Genomic DNA, 22,383 nt, shown 5'->3' with positions numbered 1-22,383 from the left:
CGCCCGGTTACATTCCGAACCCGGAAGCTAAGCCTTTCAGCGCCGATGGTACTGCAGGGGGGACCCTGTGGGAGAGTAGGACACCGCCGAACAATTTTTAGCCTCAACCCCCGGACCATGTCCGGGGGTTGAGGCATTTTTGCGTTCCGGGCGCGTTCTACGCTGATGCCATGCGATACGACTTGGTCATCTTCGACAACGACGGTGTGCTGGTGGACAGCGAGCCGATCTCCAACACCCTGTTGGCCGGCTATCTGACGGAGCTCGGGCACCCCACCTCGTACGAGGACTCACTGCGCGACTACATGGGGTCCGCCATGCACCGCGTCCACGACCTGGTCGAGGAGCGGACCGGGCAGCGGCTGCCCGCGGACTTCGACGACGTCTTCCACGCGCGCGTCTTCGCCGCGTTCCGGGCCGGGTTGGAGCCCGTGCCCGGGGTCGAGGACGTGCTGAAGCAGCTGGTGGCGGCCGGGGTTCCGTACTGCGTGGCCTCCTCGGGGAGTCACGAGCGGATCAGGGTCGGGCACCGGAAGACCGGGCTCGACGCCTGGTTCCGGGACGAGAACGTCTTCAGCTCCGAGGACGTCGGCCGGGGCAAGCCGGCACCGGACCTGTTCCTGCACGCCGCCGCGCGGATGGGCGTCGAGCCCGGGCGGTGCGTCGTCGTCGAGGACAGCCGGCTCGGCGTGCGGGCCGCCCTGGCCGCCGGGATGGACGTGTACGGGTTCACCGCGATGACGCCCGAGGAGAAGCTCGCCGGGGCCGAGGGGTTCTTCCGGAGGATGGACGAGCTGCCCGCGATTCTGGGGATGTGATCCGTCTACCCACGGGTAGTTTTCGGCCGTACGCTGTGCCGCCATGACGGATGCGCGGTTGCGGCGTGGGCGGGGATCCCTGGCGTTCGGTTTCTTCGTGCAGGGGGTCACCTTCGCCCTGCTCGTGACCCGGATACCCGCGATCCAGGACCGGTACGGGATATCCGACGCGCTGCTGCCCGCCTTCCTGGCCGCCGTGCCGATCCTCGCCGGAGTGGCGAGCGTGACGACCGAGAAGGTCGTCGCCCGGGTGGGGCCGGCGGTGGTACTGCGCTGGTCCCAGCCCTTCGTGCTCCTCGCCCTGCTCGCCGTCGGCGCCGGTACGGAGCTGTGGCAGGCCGCCGTCGCCCTCGGGCTCTTCGGGGTCGCCGTGGGCGCCTTGGACGCGTCCATGAACATGCTGGGCGTGAGCCTCCAGCGGGCGTACGGGCGGAGCATCATGCTCGGCTTCCACGCCGCGTACAGCCTCGGCGGGATCGTCGGGGCCTCGCTCGCCTGGGCCGGGGCGCACTGGCACCTGTCGCTGTTCACGTCCTATCTGCCGGTCGTGGCCGCCCTGTTGCCCCTCGCGCTCGTCGGCAGCCGGTGGTACGCGGCCGGGGACGACGGGCCCGGGCCGGAGGAGAGCGGGGAGAAGGGGAGCGGCGGGGTCGCGTTCAAGCTGCTGCTGCCGCTCTGCCTGGTGATGAGCTTCGCGTACATCGGGGACTCCACGGTCGCCAACTGGAGCGCCAAGTACCTCCAGGACGTGCTGGGCAGCTCCGAGGAGCTGGCGACCGTGCCGTACAACGCGTACATGGTGACGACGCTCCTCGGGCGGGCCGTCGGGGACTTCGGGGTGAGCCGGCTCGGGGCCGCGGCGGTCGTGCGGGGCGGTGCCGTGCTCGCGGCGCTCGGGTTCGGGCTCGTCGCGGTGGCGCCGGGCGCCTGGGCGGGGATCGCGGCGTTCACGCTCCTCGGGCTCGGCCTCAGCGTGATCGTGCCGCAGACCTTCGCCGCCGCCGGGCGGCTCTTCCCCGGGAACAGCGACGCGGCCGTGGCGCGGCTCAACGTCTTCAACTACGTCGGGTTCCTGGTCGGGTCGCCGCTCGTGGGGACGCTCGGGGACGCGTGGAGCTACCGGGGCGCGATGCTGGTGCCGATGGTGCTCGTCCTGGTGACGGTGGCGTACGCCACGTCGTTCGGCCCGCGAGGGGCCCGATACGGTGGCGGGCATGAGCGGCCGCGCACTGTTGATGTGGGATGAAGCTGTCACGCAGTACGACTTCGGGTCCGAGCATCCGATGGATCCGGTACGGCTCGCGCTGACGATGTCGCTGGTGCGGGCCCACGGCCTCGACCGGGCGGTCGACGTGGTCGCGGCGAAGCCGGCCGGGGACTCGACGCTGCGGCTCGTGCACCGCGAGGACTACGTGGCGGCCGTGCGGGCGGCCTCGGCCGATCCGCGCCGTGCCGACCAGGCGTACGGGCTCGGCACGGTCGACGATCCGGCGTTCGCCGGGATGCACGAGGTGTCGGCGCTGATCGCCGGGCAGTCGGTGGGGGCGGCGGAGGCGATCTGGCGCGGGGAGGCCGCGCACGCGGTCAACTTCTCCGGCGGGCTGCACCACGCGATGCCCGGGGCCGCGTCCGGCTTCTGCGTCTACAACGACGCCTCGCTCGCCATCGCCCGGCTGCTCGAACTGGGCGCGGAGCGGGTGGCGTACGTGGACGTGGACGTGCACCACGGGGACGGGGTGCAGGCGGCGTTCTGGGAGGACCCGCGGGTCCTGACGGTCTCGCTGCACGAGCATCCGAGGACGCTGTTCCCGCAGACCGGCTGGCCGGAGGAGACCGGTGCGCCGGGGGCCGGCGAGGGCGGGGCCGTGAACGTGGCGCTTCCGGCCGGGACCGGGGACGCGGGATGGCTGCGGGCCTTCCACGCGGTCGTGCCGGAGGTGATCGCGGACTTCCGGCCGCAGGTCCTGGTGACGCAGCACGGGGCGGACACGCACTTCGAGGACCCGCTCGCCCACCTGGCGGTCTCCCTCGACGCCCAGCGGGCGGTCCAGGAGGCCTGTCACGAGCTGGCGCACGAGCACGCCGGCGGCAAGTGGCTGGCGCTCGGCGGCGGCGGGTACGCGGTGGTCGACGTCGTACCCCGGTCGTGGACGCACCTGGTGGGGATCGCGGCGCACGCGCCCGTGGACCCCGCGTCGGTGATCCCCTCGTCCTGGCGGGACGAGGTGTACGCGCGGACGCGGCAGTCGGGCCCCGCGCGGATGACGGACGGGCGGTGGCCGGTGGCCTTCCAGGACTGGTCCGATGGGTACGACCCGGCCGACCGGCTCGACCAGGCGGTGATCGCGACCCGCAGGGCGGCCTTCCCGCTGCGGGGGCTGCTGGCCTGAAGCGCCGCCCGTCCGGGGAGCCCCCTACCGGAAGTTACGCCGACGGTGGGGCGTCCTGGAGGTTCGCGTCCCCGGGGGGCCGCGTTCCGGCAGCATCGGAGGGGTGTGGAGTACCGGGGCGCTGCGGGCGCATCTGTTGGCGGCGGGGTTGGCGGGCACGGTGGCGACCCCCCGGGAGGAGAACCTGCGGAGCTACCGGCTCTTCGCCGCGCGCGATCCCCGGGTGCTGCTCGGGCTCGATCCGGTGCGCCGCTGGGACGAGGCCGGGCTGCTGCGGCTCATGGCCGACCGGTGCGGGGTCTCGGGGGATCCGCGGCACCGGTCGGGCCCCGACGCCATCGATCCGGAGCGCACCCTACGGGGGCTCGACGCCTTCGCGGCGCGGCTCGGAGCGGCGGCGGCGCGGCGGGTTCCGGTGCTCCTGGGCACGGGCCATCCGCACCGGTTGCTCGGTTTCTACGCCGTCCTCGCAGACGCGTTGTCGGCGGCGGGATGTCTTGTCCTCACCCCGGCGCAGGGGAGATGTGTCGACATGACGACCCGGTTCGGCGTACGCACGTACCTCCTCGACTACGCACAGGGGGTGGCGTTCGTACGGGAACCCGGGCCGCCCGGGGGCGGGCGCGCACCGGGGGCGCACTGCCATTCGCCGCTACCGGTCAGGGCCGCCCTGGAGAGTGCGGCCGACTCCGGCGGGCCGCTCCCGGAGCTGGTGGTCGGGGACCACGGATGGGTCTGCGGGGCAGGTCAGCTGGGTATCGAGGCCATCGGGCTCGCCGACACGGACGATCCCGCGCTGTTCGTCGGGGAGGCGGAGGGACAGGTGTCTGCGGTGGTTCCGCTTGACGACGGCGTGCGCTCCGCCTCGTACCTCCCGCTGACGCGCTATGTACTCAATCGAGCCTGTCTGTCACGGTAAACGGCCGGCGGTGGCTCCTCTTCCCCACTCGTACCACCCGCCCCTACTCTGGATCGTGAGCGCTCGGCGACGAAGAGTCACCGGAGGGGAAGCCGGTGGGCGTCGCGGCGGAAGGTACAGGTGGGTCATGGCTGCTGGCGATCGACCTCTCAACGAGGTCAAGTTTCTGACCGTGGCGGAAGTCGCCTCGGTGATGCGCGTCTCGAAGATGACCGTGTACCGCTTGGTGCACAGCGGTCATCTGCCGGCGATCCGGGTGGGCAGGTCCTTCCGGGTGCCCGAGCAGGCGGTGCACGAGTACCTCCGGGAGTCCTACGTGGGGGTGGGGACCGCGTAGCGAGCGCGCGGCAGGGTGCCGGGAGAAGCCCGGGAGAACCCCGGGCGGCTTCCGGGAGAGCCGGATGTCGCCCTCGGATTACGAGCGAGCTGCTCGGGACGGTAGGCTAGGCCGACGTAGGTCGTGTGGGCCCAGACGCCCCGCACCGATTCCCGCCGAGGCGGGAATGTTCCGAGAAGTGAGCGAGGGTAGTCGTGGGCTCTGTTATCAAGAAGCGGCGCAAGCGGATGGCGAAGAAGAAGCACCGCAAGCTGCTCAAGCGCACGCGCGTTCAGCGTCGCAACAAGAAGTAAGGCGACCGCTGCACCGCAGCATTCAGTGCGTCGGGCGTGGCCCTTCACCGTTCGCGGTGGAGGGCCACGTCTTTTATTGCGCGGAAATCTGGAAGCGCTACGGTGGCGACCTACGGAACCGGCGGAACCCGGCGGACCGGAAGAAGCGTTCCACGGAAGACCGAAGACGGACGGAAGGCGCTGATCTTGGGCAGGGTCGTGCTCGTCACCGGTGCCGCCCGGCACCTCGGCGGCCGCTTCGTGCGGCGGATCCAGCGGGACCCCGAGGTGGAGCGGGTGATCGCGGTCGACGCGGTCGACCCGGCGCACCAGCTCGGCGCCGCCGACTTCGTACGGGTGGACATCCGCCGCCCCGAGATCGCGAAGGTCCTCGCCGAGCACGACGTCGACACGGTGGTCCATCTGGACGTCACCGGGACGGCCCTCGGCGGGGGCGGCCGGACGTCGGTCAAGGAGACCAACGTCATCGGCACCATGCAGCTCCTCGGCGCCTGCCAGAAGTCGCCGCGGATCGGGCGCCTCGTCGTCAAGTCCAGTACGAGCGTGTACGGCTCCGCGCCGCGCGACCCGGCCGTCTTCACCGAGACGACGCCCGCGAAGGCGCTGCCGAGCGGGGGCTTCGCGAAGGACGCCGTCGAGGTCGAGGGGTACGTGCGGGGCTTCGCCCGGCGCCGCCCGGACGTGGCCGTGTGCGTGCTGAGGTTCGCGAACATCCTGGGCCCCCGGATCGACTCCCCGCTGACCGAGTACCTGGCGCTGCCCGTCCTGCCGACCGTCCTCGGCTACGACCCGCGGCTCCAGTTCGTCCACGAGGACGACGTGATCGACGTCCTGCGCCTGGCGGCGCACGAGCCGCGCCGGGCCACCCAGAACAGCGGCACCTTCAACGTGGCCGGGGACGGGGTGCTGCTCCTGTCCCAGTGCGCGCGGCGGCTCGGCCGGCCGACGGTCCCGGTGCTCCTCCCGGCGGTCACCTGGGTGGGGACGGCGCTGCGCACGGTCGGCATCACCGACTTCGCGCCCGAGCAGATCCGGCTGCTCACGCACGGCCGGGTCGTCTCCACGGTCCACACGCGCGAGGTCTTCGGCTTCTCGCCCCGGCACACCACGGCGGAGGCCTTCGCGGACTTCGCGCGCGGCCGGGGGCGGGGGCTGCTGCCGCCCGAGGCGCTGGCGGGGGCCGTGGACCGGCTGGCCGGACACCTGGTCCCGGCCGCTGTCCCCTCTCCCTCTTCTCCTTCTTCTCCTTCCGGAGCTCCCACAGTTCACGACGGCGCCTGAGGAGGCCCGACTGCGATGGCGGACGCCAAGGTCATTCCCTTCGACGACGACCGCTCACGGGCGCGCCGGCGGCCCGCCCGGGCCGACGGCGAGGCGGCGGCCGTACGGGCCCTGCCGGGGCCGCAGGAGCCGGAACTCCCCGCCGCCCGGGCGGCGGTGGAGGAGCCGGCCGCGCCCGTCGCCCCGGAGCCGCCGGCCGCCGGGGGCGACTGGGAGCGGCGGCTCGCGGGCGGGCTCGCGTTCCTGCGGCGGCGGATCACCGGCGAGTACGAGATCGACGAGTTCGGCTACGACGAGGAGCTCACCGACCAGGTCCTGATGTCGCTGCTGCGCCCGCTGTACGAGAAGTACTTCCGGGTGGAGGTGAAGGGCGTCGAGAACATCCCCGACAAGGGCGGGGCGCTGATCGTCGCCAACCACTCGGGGACGCTCCCGCTGGACGGGCTGATGATGCAGGTCGCCGTCCACGACCGGCACCCGGCGGGGCGGCACCTGCGGCTGCTCGCCGCGGACCTGGTCTTCGTGCTGCCGGTCGTCAACGAGCTGGCGCGCAAGGCGGGGCACACCCTGGCGTGCGCGGAGGACGCGGAGCGGCTGCTGCGCTCCGGCGAGATCGTCGGGGTGATGCCGGAGGGCTTCAAGGGGATCGGGAAGCCCTTCGGGGAGCGGTACAAGCTCCAGCGGTTCGGGCGGGGCGGGTTCGTCTCGACGGCGCTGCGGGCCGGGGTGCCGATCGTGCCCTGCTCGATCGTGGGCGCGGAGGAGATATACCCCATGGTGGGGAACGCCAGGACGCTGGCGCGGATCCTGGGCCTGCCGTACTTCCCGCTGACCCCGACCTTCCCGTGGCTGGGACCGCTGGGGGCGCTGCCGCTGCCGACGAAGTGGACGATCCAGTTCGGGGAGCCGATCCAGACGGACTCGTACGCGCCGGAGGCGGCGGAGGACCCGATGCTGATGTTCAACCTGACGGACCAGGTGCGGGAGCAGATCCAGCACACGCTGTACAAGCTTTTGGTGCAGCGGAGGTCGGTGTTCTTCTGAGGCCTCTCGGCCGGAGGCAGGGCATCGGTACATGAAGAAGGGGCGCCCCCCGTCCGTGGGGGCGCCCCTTCCTCTTGCTAGCGAGCGTCCTCGCTGTCGATGCCGAGGCCCGGAAGCAGGCCCGGCAGGATGGGCGGGATGGTGACGTCGGGGACGTCCGGGGCCGGCTGGTCCGCCGCCGGCGGGGACGTCGGGGGCCCGGTCGGGGAGGGCTTGAGCAGTCCGCCGGTGCCGCCGCCGATGAGGCCGTCGTCCTTCGGCGGGGCGGTGGTGCCGCTGTCCGCGCCCGGGCCGGTGTCCGTGCCGGGACCCGACGGGCGGGGCGCGGTGGACGGGTTGCCGGAGGAGGGCGTCTCCCGGCCGGCCGGCGGCCGCTGGGTGTCCGTCCTCCCGGCGTCCTGCGACGTGCTGGGGGTGCTGCGCGGGCCCTCGGTGCCGACCGCGCCCCTCTCGGGGGTGCGGGGGAGCACCGACTGGAGCGGCTCGACCTCTTCGTCTATGGCGTCGAAGACGTGCGTGACCTCGCTGCCGACGTCCGCGAGCTGCACGGGGAGCCGGTCGCGGAGGCCGTCCCAGGTGTCCCGGTGGGCCTGGGCGAAGGAGTTGAGCCGGGCCATCGGGCCGAGGGCGCCGTCCCGCTCGTACGCCTGGCGCAGGAGCCGGTGGCCCTCGGTGGCGTCGTGCTTCATCCCGCCCAGGACGCGGCGGATCTCGGCGAGCGACTCGTGGTCGAGGTCGCCCGCGCGGCCGCGCTCCATGAGGCGGCGGGCCTCGCTGAGGCGGGTGGAGGCCTGGTCGAGGTAGATGCCGCCGCGGTCCGCGTCGTCGTCCGCCATGCCCAGCTTGATGTCCTCCATCCCGCGCTTCAGCCCGTAGAGCGAGTCGCCGGGGAGGGCGTCGGAGCTGGCGGCGGCCACTCCGCCGAAGGCTCCCGCGGCCACGCCGACCGTGAGGCCGCCGGCGGCGAGCCCCTTGGACCAGCGGGAGCGGGGGCGGAGCTTCCGGAGCGGGGACGCCCGGTGGGCTCCCTTGCCGGTGGACGTCCGCTGCTCCGGGACCGTGGGTCCCGCGGCCGCGGTCCCCTCCATGAGCATCGCTTCCATGGCGGCGATCATCCGGGCCCGGTGCACCACTTTGACCTCGGGGTCGAGCTGCGGCTTGGGCAGCTCGCCGAGTCCGTTCGCCAAGGCCAGCAGCCGTCCCTGCTCCGCAGGTTCGGCCGGTGGGGCCGGGGCTTCGGGCTGCTCGGCCGCAGCGCCCTCGGACGCCCGGTCGTCCAGGGCCTGGGCGAAGGCGTTCGCCCGCCGGTGCGCCGATACGTTCGCGATCACTGGCGGCACCTCCTCTCGTCATGACGGTCGACTCCCGGGGGTGTCCGGAGGGTTGCACACCTTGAGCGCATCCACACGAAAGAGTGAGTGGCTGCGGGCAGGGTGTGACCACGGGGAGCCTGCATCCCGCACAACGAGCGGCGCGGCACTTGGGTTACGCGCGAGAGATGATCGGACCAGTGCGTCATCGGGGCGTCACCGACTGTGAGTTGGGCGGGGGGTCGGGGGCATGTGGGGGGAGGGGACGGGCCGCGGACCGGGGCGGGTCACGGTGGGACGTGCGCGGGGGAGCCACGCGGTCGGCGGCCGGCGTCCCCGGTCAGCGGGCGTCGTCGGGGAGGAGCCGGGCCAGGGTGCGGACCGCCCGGTACTGGAGGGTCTTGATCGCCCCCTCGTTCTTCCCCATGACGCGGGCGGTCTCGGCGACCGAGAGGCCCTGGAGGAAGCGCAGGGTCACGCACTCCTGCTGCTGGGGGTTGAGGCGGCGGACCGCGTCGAGGAGGGCGGCGTTGGAGAGCGACTCCAGGACGGAGTCCTCGGGGCTGCGCTCCACCTCGTTGGCGTCGAGCATCTCGCCGGTGGTGACCTCAAGCCGGAAGCGGCTGGACTTGAAGTGGTCGGCGACCAGGTTCCTGGCGATGGTGACGAGCCAGGCGCCGAAGTCGCGGCCCTGCCAGGTGAAGGTCGAGATCCGGCGCAGGGCGCGCAGGAAGGTCTCGCTGGTCAGGTCCTCCGCCGTCGCCTTCCCGCCGACGCGGTAGTAGATGTAGCGGTAGACCGTGTCGCTGTACTGGTCGTACAGGCGGCCGAAGGCCTCGGCCTCGCCCGCCTGGGCCCGTTCGACCAGGTCCATCATGCGGGCGCTGTCGCTGTCCGCGGCGGGCCGGCGGGCGGCGGTCGAGGTGCCGGAACGGGCGCCGCGTCTGCCCACGGCGGCGCCGCCGTCGGCCAGGGCGTAGCAAGGCCCGACGGGTGCCGGTGCGGCGAAGGCGAAAGCGGGGACGGGGCCGGCGTACGCGGTGGGGACGAAGCCGCGCAAGTGGTCGAGGACCGTTGCGCGCAGCGTAGCCAGGCCCGAGGTGTCAACCCCGACGTGTGGGTACACGGGACTCCCAGAGGCAGAGCTTCCATCACGTGCAGTGCGGGACCGTTCACTCGTCGTGGCGACGGGAGGGGTCCTTTGTGCGTCTGAGGAGAATAACGCTTCGTACAGGCGGCGCTACACCCAGTTGCAGAAATCGCCGGTTCAGTCGCATCTGTTACTGCTTGCAGTCGGATCAAGGTCCAGTTGGTGACTGGTTGTTGATCGGTCTGCTTTCGGATGTGATCACGTGCACGCTCTGTTGTGCTCAAGTGAGAGATGCGTGAGTGATCGGGGCCGCTGCGGGGTAAGGGGCCGGGAATGCCCGGGAGTCGACCTGTGCGGTGCTGTTCGACCACGGACGGGTGAGGGCGCCCGGTCCGGGGTTGTCGCAGATGATCGCAGCCGAAACGTACCGGCGGAGGCGGAGGCGACGGCGGAAGAGGGTGTGGGGCGGCGGACCGCGGCCCCCGGGGTCAGTGGCGGCGGCGGTGCAGGGCGACGGCGGCGGCCGTGCCGCCGGCCAGCGCGCCCAGGCCCGCGGCGGCGGGGATGCCGACCTTGGCGGCCTTGCGTCCGGTCCGGTAGTCGCGCAGCCGCCACTCCCGTTCCTTCGCGTGCTTCCGGAGCTTGGCGTCCGGGTTGATCGCGTACGGGTGCCCGACGAGCGAGAGCATCGGGATGTCGTTGTGCGAGTCGCTGTACGCGGCGCAGCGGCCCAGGTCCAGGCCCTCGGCGCCGGCGAGCGCCCGTACCGCCTCGGCCTTGGCCGGTCCGTGCAGGGGCTCGCCGACCAGCCTGCCGGTGTAGACGCCGTCGACGGACTCGGCGACCGTGCCGAGCGCGCCGGTCAGGCCGAGCCGGCGGGCGATGATCGTGGCCGTCTCGACCGGGGCGGCCGTGACGAGCCACACCTTCTGGCCCGCGTCCAGGTGCGCCTGGGCGAGGCCGCGGGTCCCGGGCCAGATGCGGTCGGCCATGTACTCGTCGTAGATCTCCTCGCCGATGCTCATCAGCTCGGAGACCCGGTGGCCCTTGACGATGGACAGGGCGCTCTCGCGGGCGTCCTGCATGTGCTCGGGGTCCTCGACGCCGGCGAGCCGGAACCAGGCCTGCTGCCAGGCGAAGCGGGCGAGTTCGCTGCGCTGGAAGAACTTCCTCTTGTACAGGCCGCGGCCGAAGTGAAAGATCGCGGCGCCCTGCATCACGGTGTTGTCGAGGTCGAAGAAGGCCGCCGCCCGCACGTCGCCGACGACCGGGAACTCGGGCTCGGCGGGGGGTTCGGCCGAGGCTTCCTCCCGCTCCCGTTCCAGCTGGAGCGAGGTCTTGCGCGCTGCCTCGGCAGCGGCCTCGCCTGCGAGGACGCTGCGCGCGGTGGCGGAGCGCCTACGAGGGGTGAGCCATCCCAGAGCGGCCATGCCGTGAGCATAGCCAGTCTGTTCGGTACTTCCCGACTTGTGACGATGCCGCGGCGTGAACAGTGCGGGACCCCCCTGTTAATCGGATCACGTCCGGACGGGTCCGGAACCGGCTCCGGCGGGCGGGGGACGGGGGCCGGAGACGGTCACGGCGGGCGGGTCCGGTCCCGGCGGCGGGACAGAATGGGCGCCATGTTCGGACGGAAGAAGAAGGCGGACGCCGGGGCGCGGACCGTGACCCTCATCGGCAGGCCGGGATGTCATCTCTGCGACGACGCAAGGGCGGTGATCGAGGCCGTGTGCGCGGAGACCGGGGCGTCCTGGGAGGAGAAGGACATCACCCGCGACGAGGATCTCCACCGGGCGTACTGGGAGCAGATCCCCGTCGTCCTGGTCGACGGGGAGCAGCACACCTTCTGGCGGGTGGACGCCGACCGGCTCCGGCGCGAACTGGGTGCGTGACCGGAACCCGGTTACCATCATGGACGTTTTGTTGGGTTTCGGGGGCGGCATCGTGAGGAGAGTGTGCGGTTTTGCCCCCTTCGGGTTCTCAACGCGCCGAGCTTCTCCGCGGTTCCACGACGGCGGGAACCGGCCGCGTGACCCCGGTCACTTTGGCCGGACAAAACGGACACCATCTTTGTGCACGCGTTCACAAAGACATAGCCTGCATTCGACGGGGCGGTCTTGGGACATATGGCCGCCTGCAGCCCCGCTCATCCCGCAGGAGCACCGTGGCAACTGGCCGAACTCACCGACCGGCGACCCGTAGCCGAGGAATTCCCGAGGCCACCGTCGCCCGGCTTCCGCTGTATCTGCGCGCGCTGACCGCGCTCTCGGAGCGTGCCGTACCCACGGTCTCCTCCGAGGAGCTCGCGGCCGCGGCGGGGGTCAACTCCGCGAAGCTGCGCAAGGACTTCAGCTACCTCGGCTCCTACGGCACCCGCGGGGTCGGCTACGACGTCGAGTACCTCGTCTACCAGATCTCCCGCGAGCTGGGCCTCACCCAGGACTGGCCCGTCGTCATCGTCGGCATCGGCAACCTCGGCGCCGCGCTCGCCGGCTACGGCGGCTTCGCCTCCCGGGGCTTCCGTGTCGCCGCGCTGATCGACGCCGACCCCGCCATGACCGGCAGGCCCGTCGCGGGCATCCCCGTCCAGCACAGCGACGACCTCGAGCGGATCATCGAGGAGGACGGCGTCTCCATCGGCGTCATCGCCACCCCCGCCGGCGTCGCCCAGCAGGTCTGCGACCGCCTCGTGGCCGCCGGCGTCACCTCCATCCTGAACTTCGCCCCGACCGTCCTCTCCGTCCCCGACGGCGTCGACGTGCGCAAGGTCGACCTCTCCATCGAGCTCCAGATCCTCGCCTTCCACGAGCAGCGCAAGGCCGGCGAGGAGGCCGGGGCCGACGGCGCCGACACCGCGCCCGCCCCCGCCGCCGTACCGCCCGCCCCCCGCGGCACCACGGGCGGCAGCCGCAAGGGACCCGACGGGGACGTCCCCGCCGTGATGCCGGCATGAGCCTCCTCGTCGTCGGACTCAGCCACCGCAGCGCCCCCGTCTCCATCCTGGAACGGGCCGCCCTGCCGGCCGACACCCGCACCAAGCTCCTCCAGGACACCCTCGCCGCCGAACCGGCCGCCGAGGGCACCGTCCTGGCCACCTGCAACCGCATCGAGCTCTACGCCGACGTCGACAAGTTCCACGCCGGCGTCGCCGAGCTGTCCACGCTCCTCGCCCAGCACAGCGGCGTCGGCCTGGACGAGCTCACCCCCTACCTCTACGTGCACTACGAGGACCGGGCCGTCCACCACCTCTTCTCGGTGGCCTGCGGCCTGGACTCCATGGTCGTCGGCGAGGGTCAGATCCTCGGCCAGATCAAGGACGCCCTCGCCCTCGGCCAGGAACTGCACACCGCCGGACGTCTCCTCAACGACCTCTTCCAGCAGGCCCTGCGGGTCGGCAAGCGCGCCCACAGCGAGACCGGCATCGACCGCGCCGGACAGTCGCTGGTCACCTTCGGGCTCCAGCAGCTGGCCGACGGCGAGGACGTCGAGACCTGGGCCAAGGGCAAGAAGGCCCTCGTCATCGGCGCCGGCTCGATGTCCTCCCTGGCCGCCGCCACCCTCGCCCGCTCCGGCGTCGCCGAGATCGTCGTCGCCAACCGCACCCTCGCCCGTGCCGAGCGCCTCGCCCAGATCCTGAGCGAGCCCGGCGGCACCGGAGTCGCCGCACGCGCGGCCGAGATGGTTGCCGTCGGCGACGAACTGCACCGCGCCGACATCGTCGTCTCCTGCACCGGAGCCACCGGCCTCGTCCTCACCGGCGACGACGTCGCCGACGCCGTACGGGACCGCCAGGCCCCCCTCGCCCTGCTCGACCTCGCCATGCCCCGCGACATCGACGCCGCGGCCCACCGCCTCCCCGGCGTCCGGCTCGTCGACATCGAATCGCTTGCCGAGGCCTCCGCCGACGCGCCCATGGCCGCCGACGTCGACCAGGTCCGGGCCATCGTCTCCGACGAGGTCGCCGCCTTCGGCGCCGCCCAGCGCGCCGCCCACATCACCCCCACCGTCGTCGCCCTGCGCGCCATGGCCGCCGACGTGGTCACCAGCGAGGTCGCGCGCCTCGAAGGCCGGCTCCCCGGCCTCGACGAGAAGCAGCGCGCCGAGATCACCCAGACCGTGCGCCGCGTGGTCGACAAGCTCCTGCACGCGCCGACCGTGCGGGTCAAGCAGCTCGCCAGCGAGCCCGGCGGCGCCGGGTACGCGGACGCGCTGCGGACACTCTTCGACCTCGACCCGGAGACGGTCGCCGCCGTCAGCCGGGCCGACCTGAATGACGCCGACGTCAAGAACCGAGGGCGAGTATGACCGAGAGGGCACTGAGGCTCGGGACCAGGCGCAGCAAGCTCGCCATGGCCCAGTCCGGGCACGTGGCCGACGCCGTACGGCAGCTGACCGGCCGGCCCGTCGAGCTCGTGGAGATCACGACGTACGGGGACACCTCCCGCGAGCACCTCGCGCAGATCGGCGGCACCGGCGTCTTCGTCGCCGCCCTGCGCGACGCGCTGCTCGCCGGCGAGGTGGACTTCGCCGTCCACTCGCTGAAGGACCTGCCGACCACCCCGCACCCCGACCTCGTCGTGGCCGCGATCCCCCGCCGCGAGGACCCCCGCGACGTACTGATCGCCCCCGACGGCATCACGCTGGACCGGCTGCCCAAGGGCGCCCGGGTCGGCACCGGATCGCCGCGCCGCATGGCCCAGCTGCACGCCTACGCGCGCAGCCACGGCCTGGAGCTCACCTGCGTCCCGATCCGGGGCAACATCGACACCCGCGTCGGCTACGTCCGCAGCGGAGAACTCGACGCGGTGGTCCTCGCCGCGGCCGGACTCAACCGCATCGGCGGCACCGAGGAGCTCACCGGCTCCCTGACGGTCGACCGCCTCCCGGTCGACTCCGTGCTGCCCGCCCCCGGCCAGGGGGCCCTCGCCGTCGAGTGTCCGGCGTCCGACGCCGGACTCGTCGCCGCGCTCGCCGCTCTCGACGACCCGCACACGCGGGTCGCCGTGACCGCCGAGCGCTCCCTGCTCGCCGCCCTGGAGGCCGGCTGTTCCGCACCCGTGGGTGCGCTCGCCGACCTGCTGGCCGACGACCCCGGTCACGGGCAGGCTGTCACCGAGATGCGCCTGCGCGGCGTCGTCGGCACCACCGACGGCTCGACGCTGGTGCAGCTGTCCACCACCGGACCCGTACCCACCTCGCACGACGAGGCCATGGCGCTCGGACGCGTACTCGCGGACGAGATGCTCGCCAAGGGTGCGGCCGGTCTTATGGGGGAGCGAGCACTTTGAACCCCACCAGCCCGACCACCAGCCCCCTGTCCCCGGCCTTCGCGGGCCACGGACACGTCACGTTCCTCGGCGCGGGACCGGGCGACCCCGGACTCCTGACCCTCCGGGCCGTCGAGGCCCTCGCGGGGGCGGACGTCCTGATCGCCGAGCCCGAGGTCCTTGACGTCGTCCGCGGCCATGCGCGCGCGGGGGTGAGCACGCCGGAGCTGGCGGTCGTCGACGAGGCGTCAACAGCCGCCGGTGTCCCCGTGTTGAGGGATGCCGCCAATCTTGTCATGGAGGCCGCGAGGGGCGGCAGGCGGGTCGTCCGTGCGGTGACCGGCGACCCCGGCCTCGACGGCAACGCCGGCGCCGAGATGCTCGCCTGCGCCGCCGAGGGCATCCCCTTCGAGGTCGTCCCCGGCGTCGCCACCGCCGTCGGCGTCCCCGCCTACGCCGGCGTGCCGCTGCGCGACGCCCAGGGCACCGACGTGCGCTTCGTCGACGCCCGCACCGCCGACGAGCGGTGCTGGAGCGAGGTCGGCGCCTCCGACGGCACCGTCGTCGTCTCCACCACCCTCGACGCGGTGGCCGCCGCCGCCGGCGAACTGGTCGCGGCCGGCCGCAAGCCGGACACCCCGCTCACCGTCACCGTCGCCGGCACCACCACCCGCCAGCGGACCTGGAACGCCACCCTCGGCACCATCGCCCAGGTCTTCAAGCAGGGCAAGGTCCTCCCCTCGCCCGAGGGCCACCGGCCGGTCATAGCCGTGGTCGGCGAGCGCAGCGCCCCGGCGCAGCGGGACCAGCTGTCGTGGTTCGAGTCCAAGCCGCTCTTCGGCTGGCGGGTCCTCGTGCCGCGCACCAAGGAGCAGGCCGCCTCGCTCTCCGACCAGCTGCGCTCGTACGGCGCCGTGCCGCACGAGGTCCCGACCATCGCCGTCGAGCCGCCGCGCACCCCGCAGCAGATGGAGCGCGCGGTCAAGGGCCTGGTCACCGGCCGCTACGAGTGGATCGCCTTCACCTCCGTCAACGCGGTGAAGGCCGTCCGCGAGAAGTTCGAGGAGTACGGGCTCGACGCCCGCGCCTTCGCCGGGATCAAGGTCGCCGCGGTGGGCGAGCAGACGGCCGCCGCGCTCGTCGACTTCGGCGTCAAGCCCGACCTGGTGCCCAGCGGCGAGCAGTCCGCCGCCGGACTCCTGGAGGACTGGCCGCCGTACGACCCGGTCTTCGACCCGATCGACCGCGTCTTCCTGCCGCGCGCCGACATCGCGACCGAGACCCTGGTCGCGGGCCTCATCGAGCTCGGGTGGGAGGTCGACGACGTCACCGCCTACCGGACCGTACGGGCCTCGCCGCCGCCGGCCGACACCCGCGAGGCGATCAAGGGCGGCGGCTTCGACGCGGTCCTCTTCACCTCGTCGTCGACCGTGCGGAACCTCGTCGGCATCGCCGGCAAGCCGCACAACGTCACGGTCATCGCCTGCATCGGCCCCGCCACCGCCAAGACGGCGGAGGAGCACGGCCTGCGGGTCGACGTCCTGTCGCCCGAGCCGTCCGTCCACAAGCTGGCCGAGGCCCTCGCGGACTTCGGCACGCGCCGCCGCGAGTCCGCCCTGGAGGCGGGCGACCCGGTGACGCGGCCGAGCGAGCGCCGGCCGGGTGCGAGACGGCGCCGGACGACGTAGCGGTTCTCCTCGCCGGGGTGCGGGTCCCTCACGGGGCCCGCACCCTTCGCGTTGCCCGGGCCCCCGCGGTCTTTCGCGGCAACATCCTGTCGGCAAGTGCACCGTTCGCGCGGGCGTAGCCTCGACCGTATGAACTCGTACGGATCCTTTCCCGGGGCGCGGCCGCGGCGGCTGCGGACGACGCCCGCCATGCGGCGGATGGTGGCCGAGACGCGGCTGCATCCCGCCGACCTGATCCTGCCCGCGTTCGTGCGCGAGGGGATCACCGAGCCCGTGCCGATCGGGGCCATGCCCGGCGTCGTGCAGCACACGCGCGACACCCTGCGGAAGGCCGCCGTGGAGGCGCTGGAGGCCGGGGTCTCCGGGATCATGCTCTTCGGCGTGCCCGAGGACGCCGAGAAGGACGCCGCCGGCACCGTCGGCACCGACCCCGACGGGATCCTCCAGCTCGCGATCCGGGACGTGCGGTCCGAGGTCGGCGACGACCTCGTGATCATGTCCGACCTGTGCCTCGACGAGTTCACCGACCACGGCCACTGCGGCGTCCTCGACGCCGACGGGCGGGTCGACAACGACGCCACGCTGGAACGCTACGCCGAGATGGCCCAGGTCCAGGCCGACGCGGGCGCCCACGTCGTCGCCCCCTCCGGAATGATGGACGGCCAGGTCGGCGTCATCCGCGACGCCCTCGACACCATCGGCAAGGAGGACGTCGCGATCCTCGCGTACACCGCGAAGTACTCCTCCGCCTTCTACGGCCCCTTCCGCGAGGCCGTCGGCTCCTCCCTCAAGGGCGACCGCAAGACCTACCAGCAGGACCCGGCCAACCTCCGCGAGTCGATGCGCGAGCTCGCGCTCGACCTGGAGGAGGGCGCGGACATGGTCATGGTCAAGCCCGCGGGCCCGTACCTCGACGTCCTCGCCAAGGTCGCCGCCGCCGTGGACGTGCCCGTCGCCGCCTACCAGATCAGCGGCGAGTACGCGATGGTCGAGGCCGCCGCCGAGAAGGGCTGGATCGACCGCGACAAGGCGATCATGGAGTCCCTCACCGGCATCCGCCGGGCCGGTGCGCAGATGATCCTGACGTACTGGGCGACCGAGGTCGCGCAGAAGCTGGGCCGCGGGGACTGACGCCGCAGGAGCCGGCCGCCTCCGCCCCTGGCTGGTGGGGGGCCGTCGACCGGCGCACCCTGGAGGGGTAGCCGACAGGTACCCCTACCTCGCCGGAGGTGGTCCTCATGATGCACACCCTGGTCGGATGGCACGTGGAGATGGAGTTCCAGGAGGAGGGCGACCGGACCCGGGCCGCCGCCATGGTCCGGCTCGGCGACGGCACCGAGTTCCGGGCCCACGGCACCGCGAACCGGCACCCCTCCGACCCGGACCAGCTACGGGTCGGCGAGGAGATCGCCGGTGCGCGCGCCCTGATGGACCTCGCCTCGCAGCTCCTCCAGAAGGCCCACACGGAGATCGACCAGGTCTCCGGACGCACCTCGCACTCCATCCGGTGACCCACGGCGGCGCGCCGCGCCCCGGGGAACGGGACGCGGCGCACCGGAGACGGTCGGGAACGGGCCCCGGGGTCAGAAGCCCAGGGCGTCCTCCATCGAGTTCTGCCAGTAGGTGACCCGGGTGGTGCTGTCCGTGTACGTGCCGGCCGGCAGCTTCAGGACGGCCGGACCCCCGGCCGAACCCACGTTGTCGCGCGGGGCGAACCACACGGTCAGCTTCTTCGACGTGCGGCCGTGGTTCCCGCTGCCGTCGGCCGCCGACAGGATCATGGCCGCGTACGCGCTCTCACCGGGGAACAGCGTGACGACCGCCTGCGGCTTGCTGGCCTGCTCCACCGCGACCGCCGCCTGCCCGTCGTCGAGGCGCAGCACCGGGGCGTGGTAGGCGTTGCACGCCGTGCGGCCGGTGTTGGTGACGGTGAGCAGCGCGTGGTTGAGCGGACGGCTCACCGGGCTGTAGACGACCCGCACGGCCGACGCGTCGCACGGCCGCTCGGTGATGTCCTTCCCGCTGCCGCCCTTGCCCTTGCCGCCGTTCTTGCCGGGGGCGGGGGTGAGGGTGGCGCCGGGTGAGCCCTGCGGGGAGGTGCTCTTGTTGCCGGAGGCGTCCGTGCCCGTCGGCGTGGCCGGCGCGTCCGGCGCGGGAGTCCCGGTGGGGGCCTGCGTGGGCGTCGGCGCGGCAGTCGCCGGTGCGGTGGTGGTCGTGGACGAGGCCCGGCCCTCGTCCCGCGTTCCGCCCGCCGAGCCCTGGCAGGCGGTGAGGGAGAGGGCGGCGACGGTGACGGCCGCCGCGGCGGCGACGCGGATGCGGTGTGTGCGCATGGTGGTGGAACCCCCGTGGGTGTCGTTGCTTTTCGGTCGGTCTCCTGCTGCCGCACTGCCCGTTCGACCGGTGCCGTGCTGCGTGGTCCCAGGTTGCGGGGCGACGGATTCCGGCCGCAACGCCGAACGGGCCATGGGGGACACTGGAACGCTCACGGGTACGGTGACCAGCGGGAACGGACCTTGCCTGGAACGCCGTTCCGGGACGTGAGAGCACCGAAACACGGGGAGGGGCACGGTGGCGACCACACCGGAGGCCCAGGAGTTGGGCACGCTGCTGCGGCAGCTCAAGGAACGTTCGGGGCGCAGCTACGGGGTGCTCGCCGGACGGCTGCACGTCAGCACGTCGACCCTGCACCGCTACTGCAACGGCGACGCCGTACCGGCCGAGTTCGCGGTGGCCGAGCGGTTTGCCCGCCTGTGCGGGGCCGAACGCGAGGAACTGATCGAGCTGCACCGGCGCTGGATCGTCGCGGACGACGCACGGACACGGAGCCGCTCGGCGGTGACGGTGAAGCCGGTGGAGTCGGGGCGGGAGGTGGAGCCTGGGGCGGGTGCGGGGTCTGAACCTGGGCCGGTGCCGGTGCCGGTGCCGGAGGCGGTGCCGGAGGCGGATTCGGGGGTGGGGTCGGGGTCTGTGGTCGTTACGGACGCGAGTACGGGGTCCGAGGCGGGAGGCGTTTCGGGTGCACCCGACGCGCCTGACGCGCCTGACGCGCTCGACGCGCCCGACGTGTCCGAAGTGCTCAGGGCCCCCGGCGTCCGCGGCCGGCCCGATGCCCCGGGCGGCGGTGCGCGCCGGCGCCGTGTGCTCGTCGCGCTCGCCGCCGCCGTGGTCGTCGCGGTGGCCGTGCCGGTCGCCGTGTTCGCGTCCGGCGGCGACGGCGGGGGACGACCTGAGCGGGCGGCCCCGGTGCCCGCTCCGTCCGGTCCGGCGACCGGCGGCACCCTCCCCGTACGCCCCGGCCCCGCCTCGTCCCCGGCCGTGACTCCGACCCCGTCCGGCACCCCGACCGGTTCACCGTCCGGGCCGCCCGACGGCAAGGGCTCCCCGTCCTCCCCGGCCCCGGACCCCTCGCGGAACCCGTCGCCGACCGCCCCGCGGTCCGGCGCGCCCGCGACCGGCGTCCCGCTGCGCGTCGGCATCAGCTCGTACAACTGGGAGCATCCCTGCGGCCAGTACTACCTGCTCGACCGCGACCCCGGCACCGTGCCCCCGCCGCCCCCGCCCCAGGACCACCGGGGCTGGGCGCGGTCGCTCGGCGCGGTGAACGGCGGCGGCATGCGCCTCGAACTCACCGCCACCGGCCGCACGGCCGACTCCGTGGTGATCAACAGGATCAACGTCCGGGTGGTGGGGCGCTCCGCCGCCCTGCCCTGGGCGGCGTTCTCGATGGGCGAGGGCTGCGGCAGCGGCGTCACCCCGCAGACGTTCGCCGTGGACCTCGACCGCCCCCAGCCCGGCGTCCGCCCGGTCGCCGGGCAGAACGGCGACATCGTCGTCCCCGCCAAGGACTTCCCCTACAAGGTCGCCTCCCACGACCCCCAGGTCCTCCGCTTCGACGTGACCACCAAGGCCCACGACGTCAGCTGGTACCTGGAGGTCGAGTGGAGCAGCGGCGACCGCAGGGGCACGATCCGGGTCGACGACGGAGGCCGCCCCTTCCGCACCAGCGCGACCGCCGGACGCCCCTCGTACGTCTGGTGGGTCGACCCGGGCGAATGGCGCACGGACGACGGGGGCTGAACGCGGAACGGGCACCTCTCGCGCAACGAGAGGTGCCCGTCGGTGAGCAGAGGGCCGGAGCCCGGCGGATCAGAGCCGCTCGGGCGTCCGGATGCCCAGGAGCGCCATGCCCTGGTGGAGCGTGCGGGCCGTCAGGTCGCAGAGGAACAGCCGGTTCTCCGCGACCTCCCGCGCCGGCTCCGGCTTGATCACCGGGCACTGGTCGTAGAACGTCGTGTACAGCGAGGCGAGCTGGTACAGGTACGCGGTCAGCTTGTGCGGCGCGTACTCCGCGGCCGCCTCCGCCACCGTCTCCGCGAACCCGTCCAGATGCAGGCCGAGCGCGCGCTCCGCCGGGGCGAGCTCCAGCTCCGGGTGGGCGACCGGGGTGCGGTCGCCCGCCTTGCCGAAGATCGACCTGACCCGCGCGTACGCGTACTGGAGGTACACCGACGTGTCGCCGTTCAGCGACACCATCTGGTCCAGGTCGAACTTGTAGTCCCGCGCGGCCGACGTCGACAGGTCGGCGTACTTCACCGCGCCGATGCCCACGTGCTGCCCGTTCTCGACGATCTCCGCCTCGGTCAGGAGCGCCTGCCCGGTCTTCTCCCGGTAGGCCTCCTCCTTCTCGCGGACGACCTCCGTCGCCCGGTCCACGGCCTCGTCGAGCAGGTCCACCAGCCGGACCGTCTCGCCCTCACGGGTCTTGAACGGCTTGCCGTCCTTGCCCAGGACCGTGCCGAACGCCAGCTGGTGCGCCTTCACCTCGTCGTTCAGCCAGCCCGCCCGGCGGGCCGTCTCGAAGACCATCTTGAAGTGCAGCGACTGCCGCGCGTCCACCACGTACAGCAGGGACGTCGCCTTCAGGTTCCGCACCCGGTCCCGGATCGCCGACAGGTCCGTCGCCGCGTACCCGAAACCGCCGTCGGACTTCTGCACGATCAGCGGCACCGGATTGCCGTCCGGGCCCTTCACGTCGTCGAAGAACACGCACAGCGCGCCCTCGGAGCGGACCGCGACGCCCGACTCCTCCAGGAGCCGGCAGGTCTCCACGAGCATGTCGTTGTAACCGGACTCGCCGACCACGTCGGTGTCCCGGATGTCCATGTCCAGCTTGTCGAAGACCGAGTAGAAGTAGATCTTCGACTCGTCCACGAACCGCTGCCAGAGCGCGAGCGTCTCCTCGTCACCGGCCTGGAGGTCCACCACGCGCGCACGGGCCCGCGTCTTGAACTCCTCGTCCGAGTCGAACAGGGCGCGCGACGCCTTGTACAGCCTGTTCAGGTTAGACATCGCCTCCTCGCCCGACACCTCGGACTCCGAGGAGTGGTCCAGCTCGTGCGGGTGCTCGATCAGGTACTGGATGAGCATGCCGAACTGGGTGCCCCAGTCGCCGATGTGGTGACGCCGGACCACCGTCTCGCCGGTGAACTCCAGGATCTCGACCATCGCCGCGCCGATCACCGCGGACCGCAGGTGGCCGACGTGCATCTCCTTCGCCACGTTCGGCTGCGCGTAGTCGATCACCGTCGTGCCCGCCGACTCGTTGAACGGCACGCCGAGCCGCGCGTCGGCGGCACGGGCCGCCAGGGTCTCGACGATCGCCCGGTCGGTGACCGTGATGTTCAGGAAGCCGGGGCCGGAGACCTCGACCTCCTTCAGGACGTCGTTCGCCGGAATCGCCTCGACGACCTTCGTCGCCAGCTCGCGCGGATTGCCCTTCAGCCGCTTGGCGAGGGCCAGGATGCCGTTCGCCTGGAAGTCGGCCCGGTCGCTACGTCGCAGCAGCGGGTCGGCGGACGCGGCCTCCGGCAGGGCAGCCGAGAGTCCGTCCGCGAGGCGCTGCTGCACGGTCGAAGCGAGGGAAGGGACCGAGGCCATGAGCTT

The 22,383-nt window shown here is 72.7% G+C and carries 21 protein-coding genes and 1 rRNA gene; 17 read left to right on the top strand and 5 right to left on the bottom strand.

Translation table 11 applies throughout. The annotated features are described in order from the left end of the window. From rrf to AB0398_RS21710, 9 genes are all read left to right on the top strand, one after another. A 5S ribosomal RNA gene (gene rrf / locus AB0398_RS21750) occupies window positions 1–92 on the top strand; the annotation flags it as partial. A 78-nt stretch (window positions 93–170) separates the two neighbouring features. Then, window positions 171–818 (top strand): HAD family hydrolase, encoded by a 648-nt coding sequence (locus AB0398_RS21745; protein ID WP_366377233.1) that lies wholly within the window; start codon window positions 171–173, stop codon window positions 816–818. A 43-nt stretch (window positions 819–861) separates the two neighbouring features. After that, complete coding sequence (locus AB0398_RS21740) at window positions 862–2,064, top strand: MFS transporter (RefSeq protein WP_366377232.1); 1,203 nt, start codon at window positions 862–864, stop codon at window positions 2,062–2,064. Further along, window positions 2,033–3,208, top strand: a complete 1,176-nt coding sequence (locus AB0398_RS21735) for an acetoin utilization protein AcuC (RefSeq protein WP_366377231.1) — start codon at window positions 2,033–2,035, stop codon at window positions 3,206–3,208. The genes AB0398_RS21740 and AB0398_RS21735 overlap by 32 nt, the downstream gene beginning before the upstream one ends. Window positions 3,209–3,311: 103 nt before the next feature. Continuing rightward, window positions 3,312–4,127 carry a phosphatase gene (locus tag AB0398_RS21730; protein WP_366377230.1) on the top strand — a complete coding sequence of 272 codons (816 nt, stop codon included), beginning with the start codon at window positions 3,312–3,314 and terminating at the stop codon, window positions 4,125–4,127. A gap of 127 nt (window positions 4,128–4,254) precedes the next feature. Continuing rightward, a complete protein-coding gene (locus AB0398_RS21725; RefSeq protein WP_030219271.1) occupies window positions 4,255–4,464 on the top strand; it encodes a helix-turn-helix domain-containing protein in 210 nt (69 codons plus the stop codon). Between the two features lie 194 nt (window positions 4,465–4,658). After that, on the top strand, window positions 4,659–4,757 hold the full coding sequence (locus AB0398_RS21720) for an AURKAIP1/COX24 domain-containing protein (RefSeq protein WP_003948845.1): 99 nt from the start codon (window positions 4,659–4,661) through the stop codon (window positions 4,755–4,757). A gap of 186 nt (window positions 4,758–4,943) precedes the next feature. Beyond that, window positions 4,944–6,038, top strand: a complete 1,095-nt coding sequence (locus AB0398_RS21715; protein ID WP_366377229.1) for an NAD-dependent epimerase/dehydratase family protein — start codon at window positions 4,944–4,946, stop codon at window positions 6,036–6,038. 15 nt (window positions 6,039–6,053) lie between these two features. Further along, window positions 6,054–7,082 (top strand): lysophospholipid acyltransferase family protein, encoded by a 1,029-nt coding sequence (locus AB0398_RS21710; protein ID WP_366377228.1) that lies wholly within the window; start codon window positions 6,054–6,056, stop codon window positions 7,080–7,082. A 77-nt stretch (window positions 7,083–7,159) separates the two neighbouring features. On the opposite strand, the gene AB0398_RS21705 is transcribed toward AB0398_RS21710, so the two are convergent. The 3 genes from AB0398_RS21705 to AB0398_RS21695 form a co-directional block, all read right to left on the bottom strand. Continuing rightward, the gene (locus AB0398_RS21705) at window positions 7,160–8,413 is read right to left on the bottom strand and encodes a DUF5667 domain-containing protein (RefSeq protein ID WP_366377227.1); all 1,254 of its coding nucleotides are present in this window, start codon (window positions 8,411–8,413) and stop codon (window positions 7,160–7,162) included. A 319-nt stretch (window positions 8,414–8,732) separates the two neighbouring features. Beyond that, window positions 8,733–9,518: an ECF subfamily RNA polymerase sigma factor, BldN family gene (locus AB0398_RS21700; RefSeq protein ID WP_366377226.1), complete on the bottom strand. Its 786-nt coding sequence runs from the start codon at window positions 9,516–9,518 to the stop codon at window positions 8,733–8,735. A 452-nt stretch (window positions 9,519–9,970) separates the two neighbouring features. Continuing rightward, entirely contained in the window at window positions 9,971–10,912 is a 942-nt protein-coding gene (locus AB0398_RS21695) for an HAD-IB family hydrolase (protein ID WP_366377225.1), read from the bottom strand. A gap of 183 nt (window positions 10,913–11,095) precedes the next feature. On the opposite strand from AB0398_RS21695, the gene AB0398_RS21690 reads away from it, so the two are divergent. The 7 genes from AB0398_RS21690 to AB0398_RS21660 all read left to right on the top strand — a co-directional run bounded on the left by AB0398_RS21690 (window position 11,096) and on the right by AB0398_RS21660 (window position 17,948). After that, the gene (locus AB0398_RS21690) at window positions 11,096–11,374 is read left to right on the top strand and encodes a glutaredoxin family protein (RefSeq protein ID WP_366377224.1); all 279 of its coding nucleotides are present in this window, start codon (window positions 11,096–11,098) and stop codon (window positions 11,372–11,374) included. A 272-nt stretch (window positions 11,375–11,646) separates the two neighbouring features. Continuing rightward, window positions 11,647–12,435, top strand: a complete 789-nt coding sequence (locus tag AB0398_RS21685) for a redox-sensing transcriptional repressor Rex (protein WP_366377223.1) — start codon at window positions 11,647–11,649, stop codon at window positions 12,433–12,435. Then, on the top strand, window positions 12,432–13,787 hold the full coding sequence (locus tag AB0398_RS21680; protein WP_366377222.1) for a glutamyl-tRNA reductase: 1,356 nt from the start codon (window positions 12,432–12,434) through the stop codon (window positions 13,785–13,787). The genes AB0398_RS21685 and AB0398_RS21680 overlap by 4 nt, the downstream gene beginning before the upstream one ends. Beyond that, complete coding sequence (gene hemC / locus AB0398_RS21675) at window positions 13,784–14,770, top strand: hydroxymethylbilane synthase (RefSeq protein WP_366377221.1); 987 nt, start codon at window positions 13,784–13,786, stop codon at window positions 14,768–14,770. The genes AB0398_RS21680 and hemC overlap by 4 nt, the downstream gene beginning before the upstream one ends. Next, on the top strand, window positions 14,767–16,437 hold the full coding sequence (locus AB0398_RS21670; protein ID WP_030219243.1) for a uroporphyrinogen-III synthase: 1,671 nt from the start codon (window positions 14,767–14,769) through the stop codon (window positions 16,435–16,437). Before hemC ends, AB0398_RS21670 begins: the two co-directional genes overlap by 4 nt. Window positions 16,438–16,566: 129 nt before the next feature. Continuing rightward, complete coding sequence (hemB, locus tag AB0398_RS21665) at window positions 16,567–17,568, top strand: porphobilinogen synthase (RefSeq protein WP_366377220.1); 1,002 nt, start codon at window positions 16,567–16,569, stop codon at window positions 17,566–17,568. A gap of 110 nt (window positions 17,569–17,678) precedes the next feature. Continuing rightward, window positions 17,679–17,948 carry a DUF1876 domain-containing protein gene (locus AB0398_RS21660; protein ID WP_366377252.1) on the top strand — a complete coding sequence of 90 codons (270 nt, stop codon included), beginning with the start codon at window positions 17,679–17,681 and terminating at the stop codon, window positions 17,946–17,948. A gap of 72 nt (window positions 17,949–18,020) precedes the next feature. Here AB0398_RS21660 and AB0398_RS21655 read toward each other — a convergent pair whose 3' ends face one another. After that, window positions 18,021–18,770, bottom strand: a complete 750-nt coding sequence (locus tag AB0398_RS21655) for a DUF4232 domain-containing protein (protein ID WP_366377219.1) — start codon at window positions 18,768–18,770, stop codon at window positions 18,021–18,023. Between the two features lie 238 nt (window positions 18,771–19,008). Here AB0398_RS21655 and AB0398_RS21650 point away from each other — a divergent pair, with 238 nt between their 5' ends. Next, the gene (locus AB0398_RS21650) at window positions 19,009–20,517 is read left to right on the top strand and encodes a helix-turn-helix domain-containing protein (RefSeq protein ID WP_366377218.1); all 1,509 of its coding nucleotides are present in this window, start codon (window positions 19,009–19,011) and stop codon (window positions 20,515–20,517) included. 69 nt (window positions 20,518–20,586) lie between these two features. Here AB0398_RS21650 and argS read toward each other — a convergent pair whose 3' ends face one another. Then, window positions 20,587–22,377: an arginine--tRNA ligase gene (gene argS / locus AB0398_RS21645; RefSeq protein WP_366377217.1), complete on the bottom strand. Its 1,791-nt coding sequence runs from the start codon at window positions 22,375–22,377 to the stop codon at window positions 20,587–20,589. Between the last annotated feature and the right edge of the window lie 6 nt (window positions 22,378–22,383).

It is taken from the genome of Streptomyces sp. NPDC086147, assembly GCF_040702165.1.
Lineage (GTDB): Bacteria > Actinomycetota > Actinomycetes > Streptomycetales > Streptomycetaceae > Streptomyces.
This window is presented reverse-complemented; position numbering and strand designations above follow the sequence as displayed.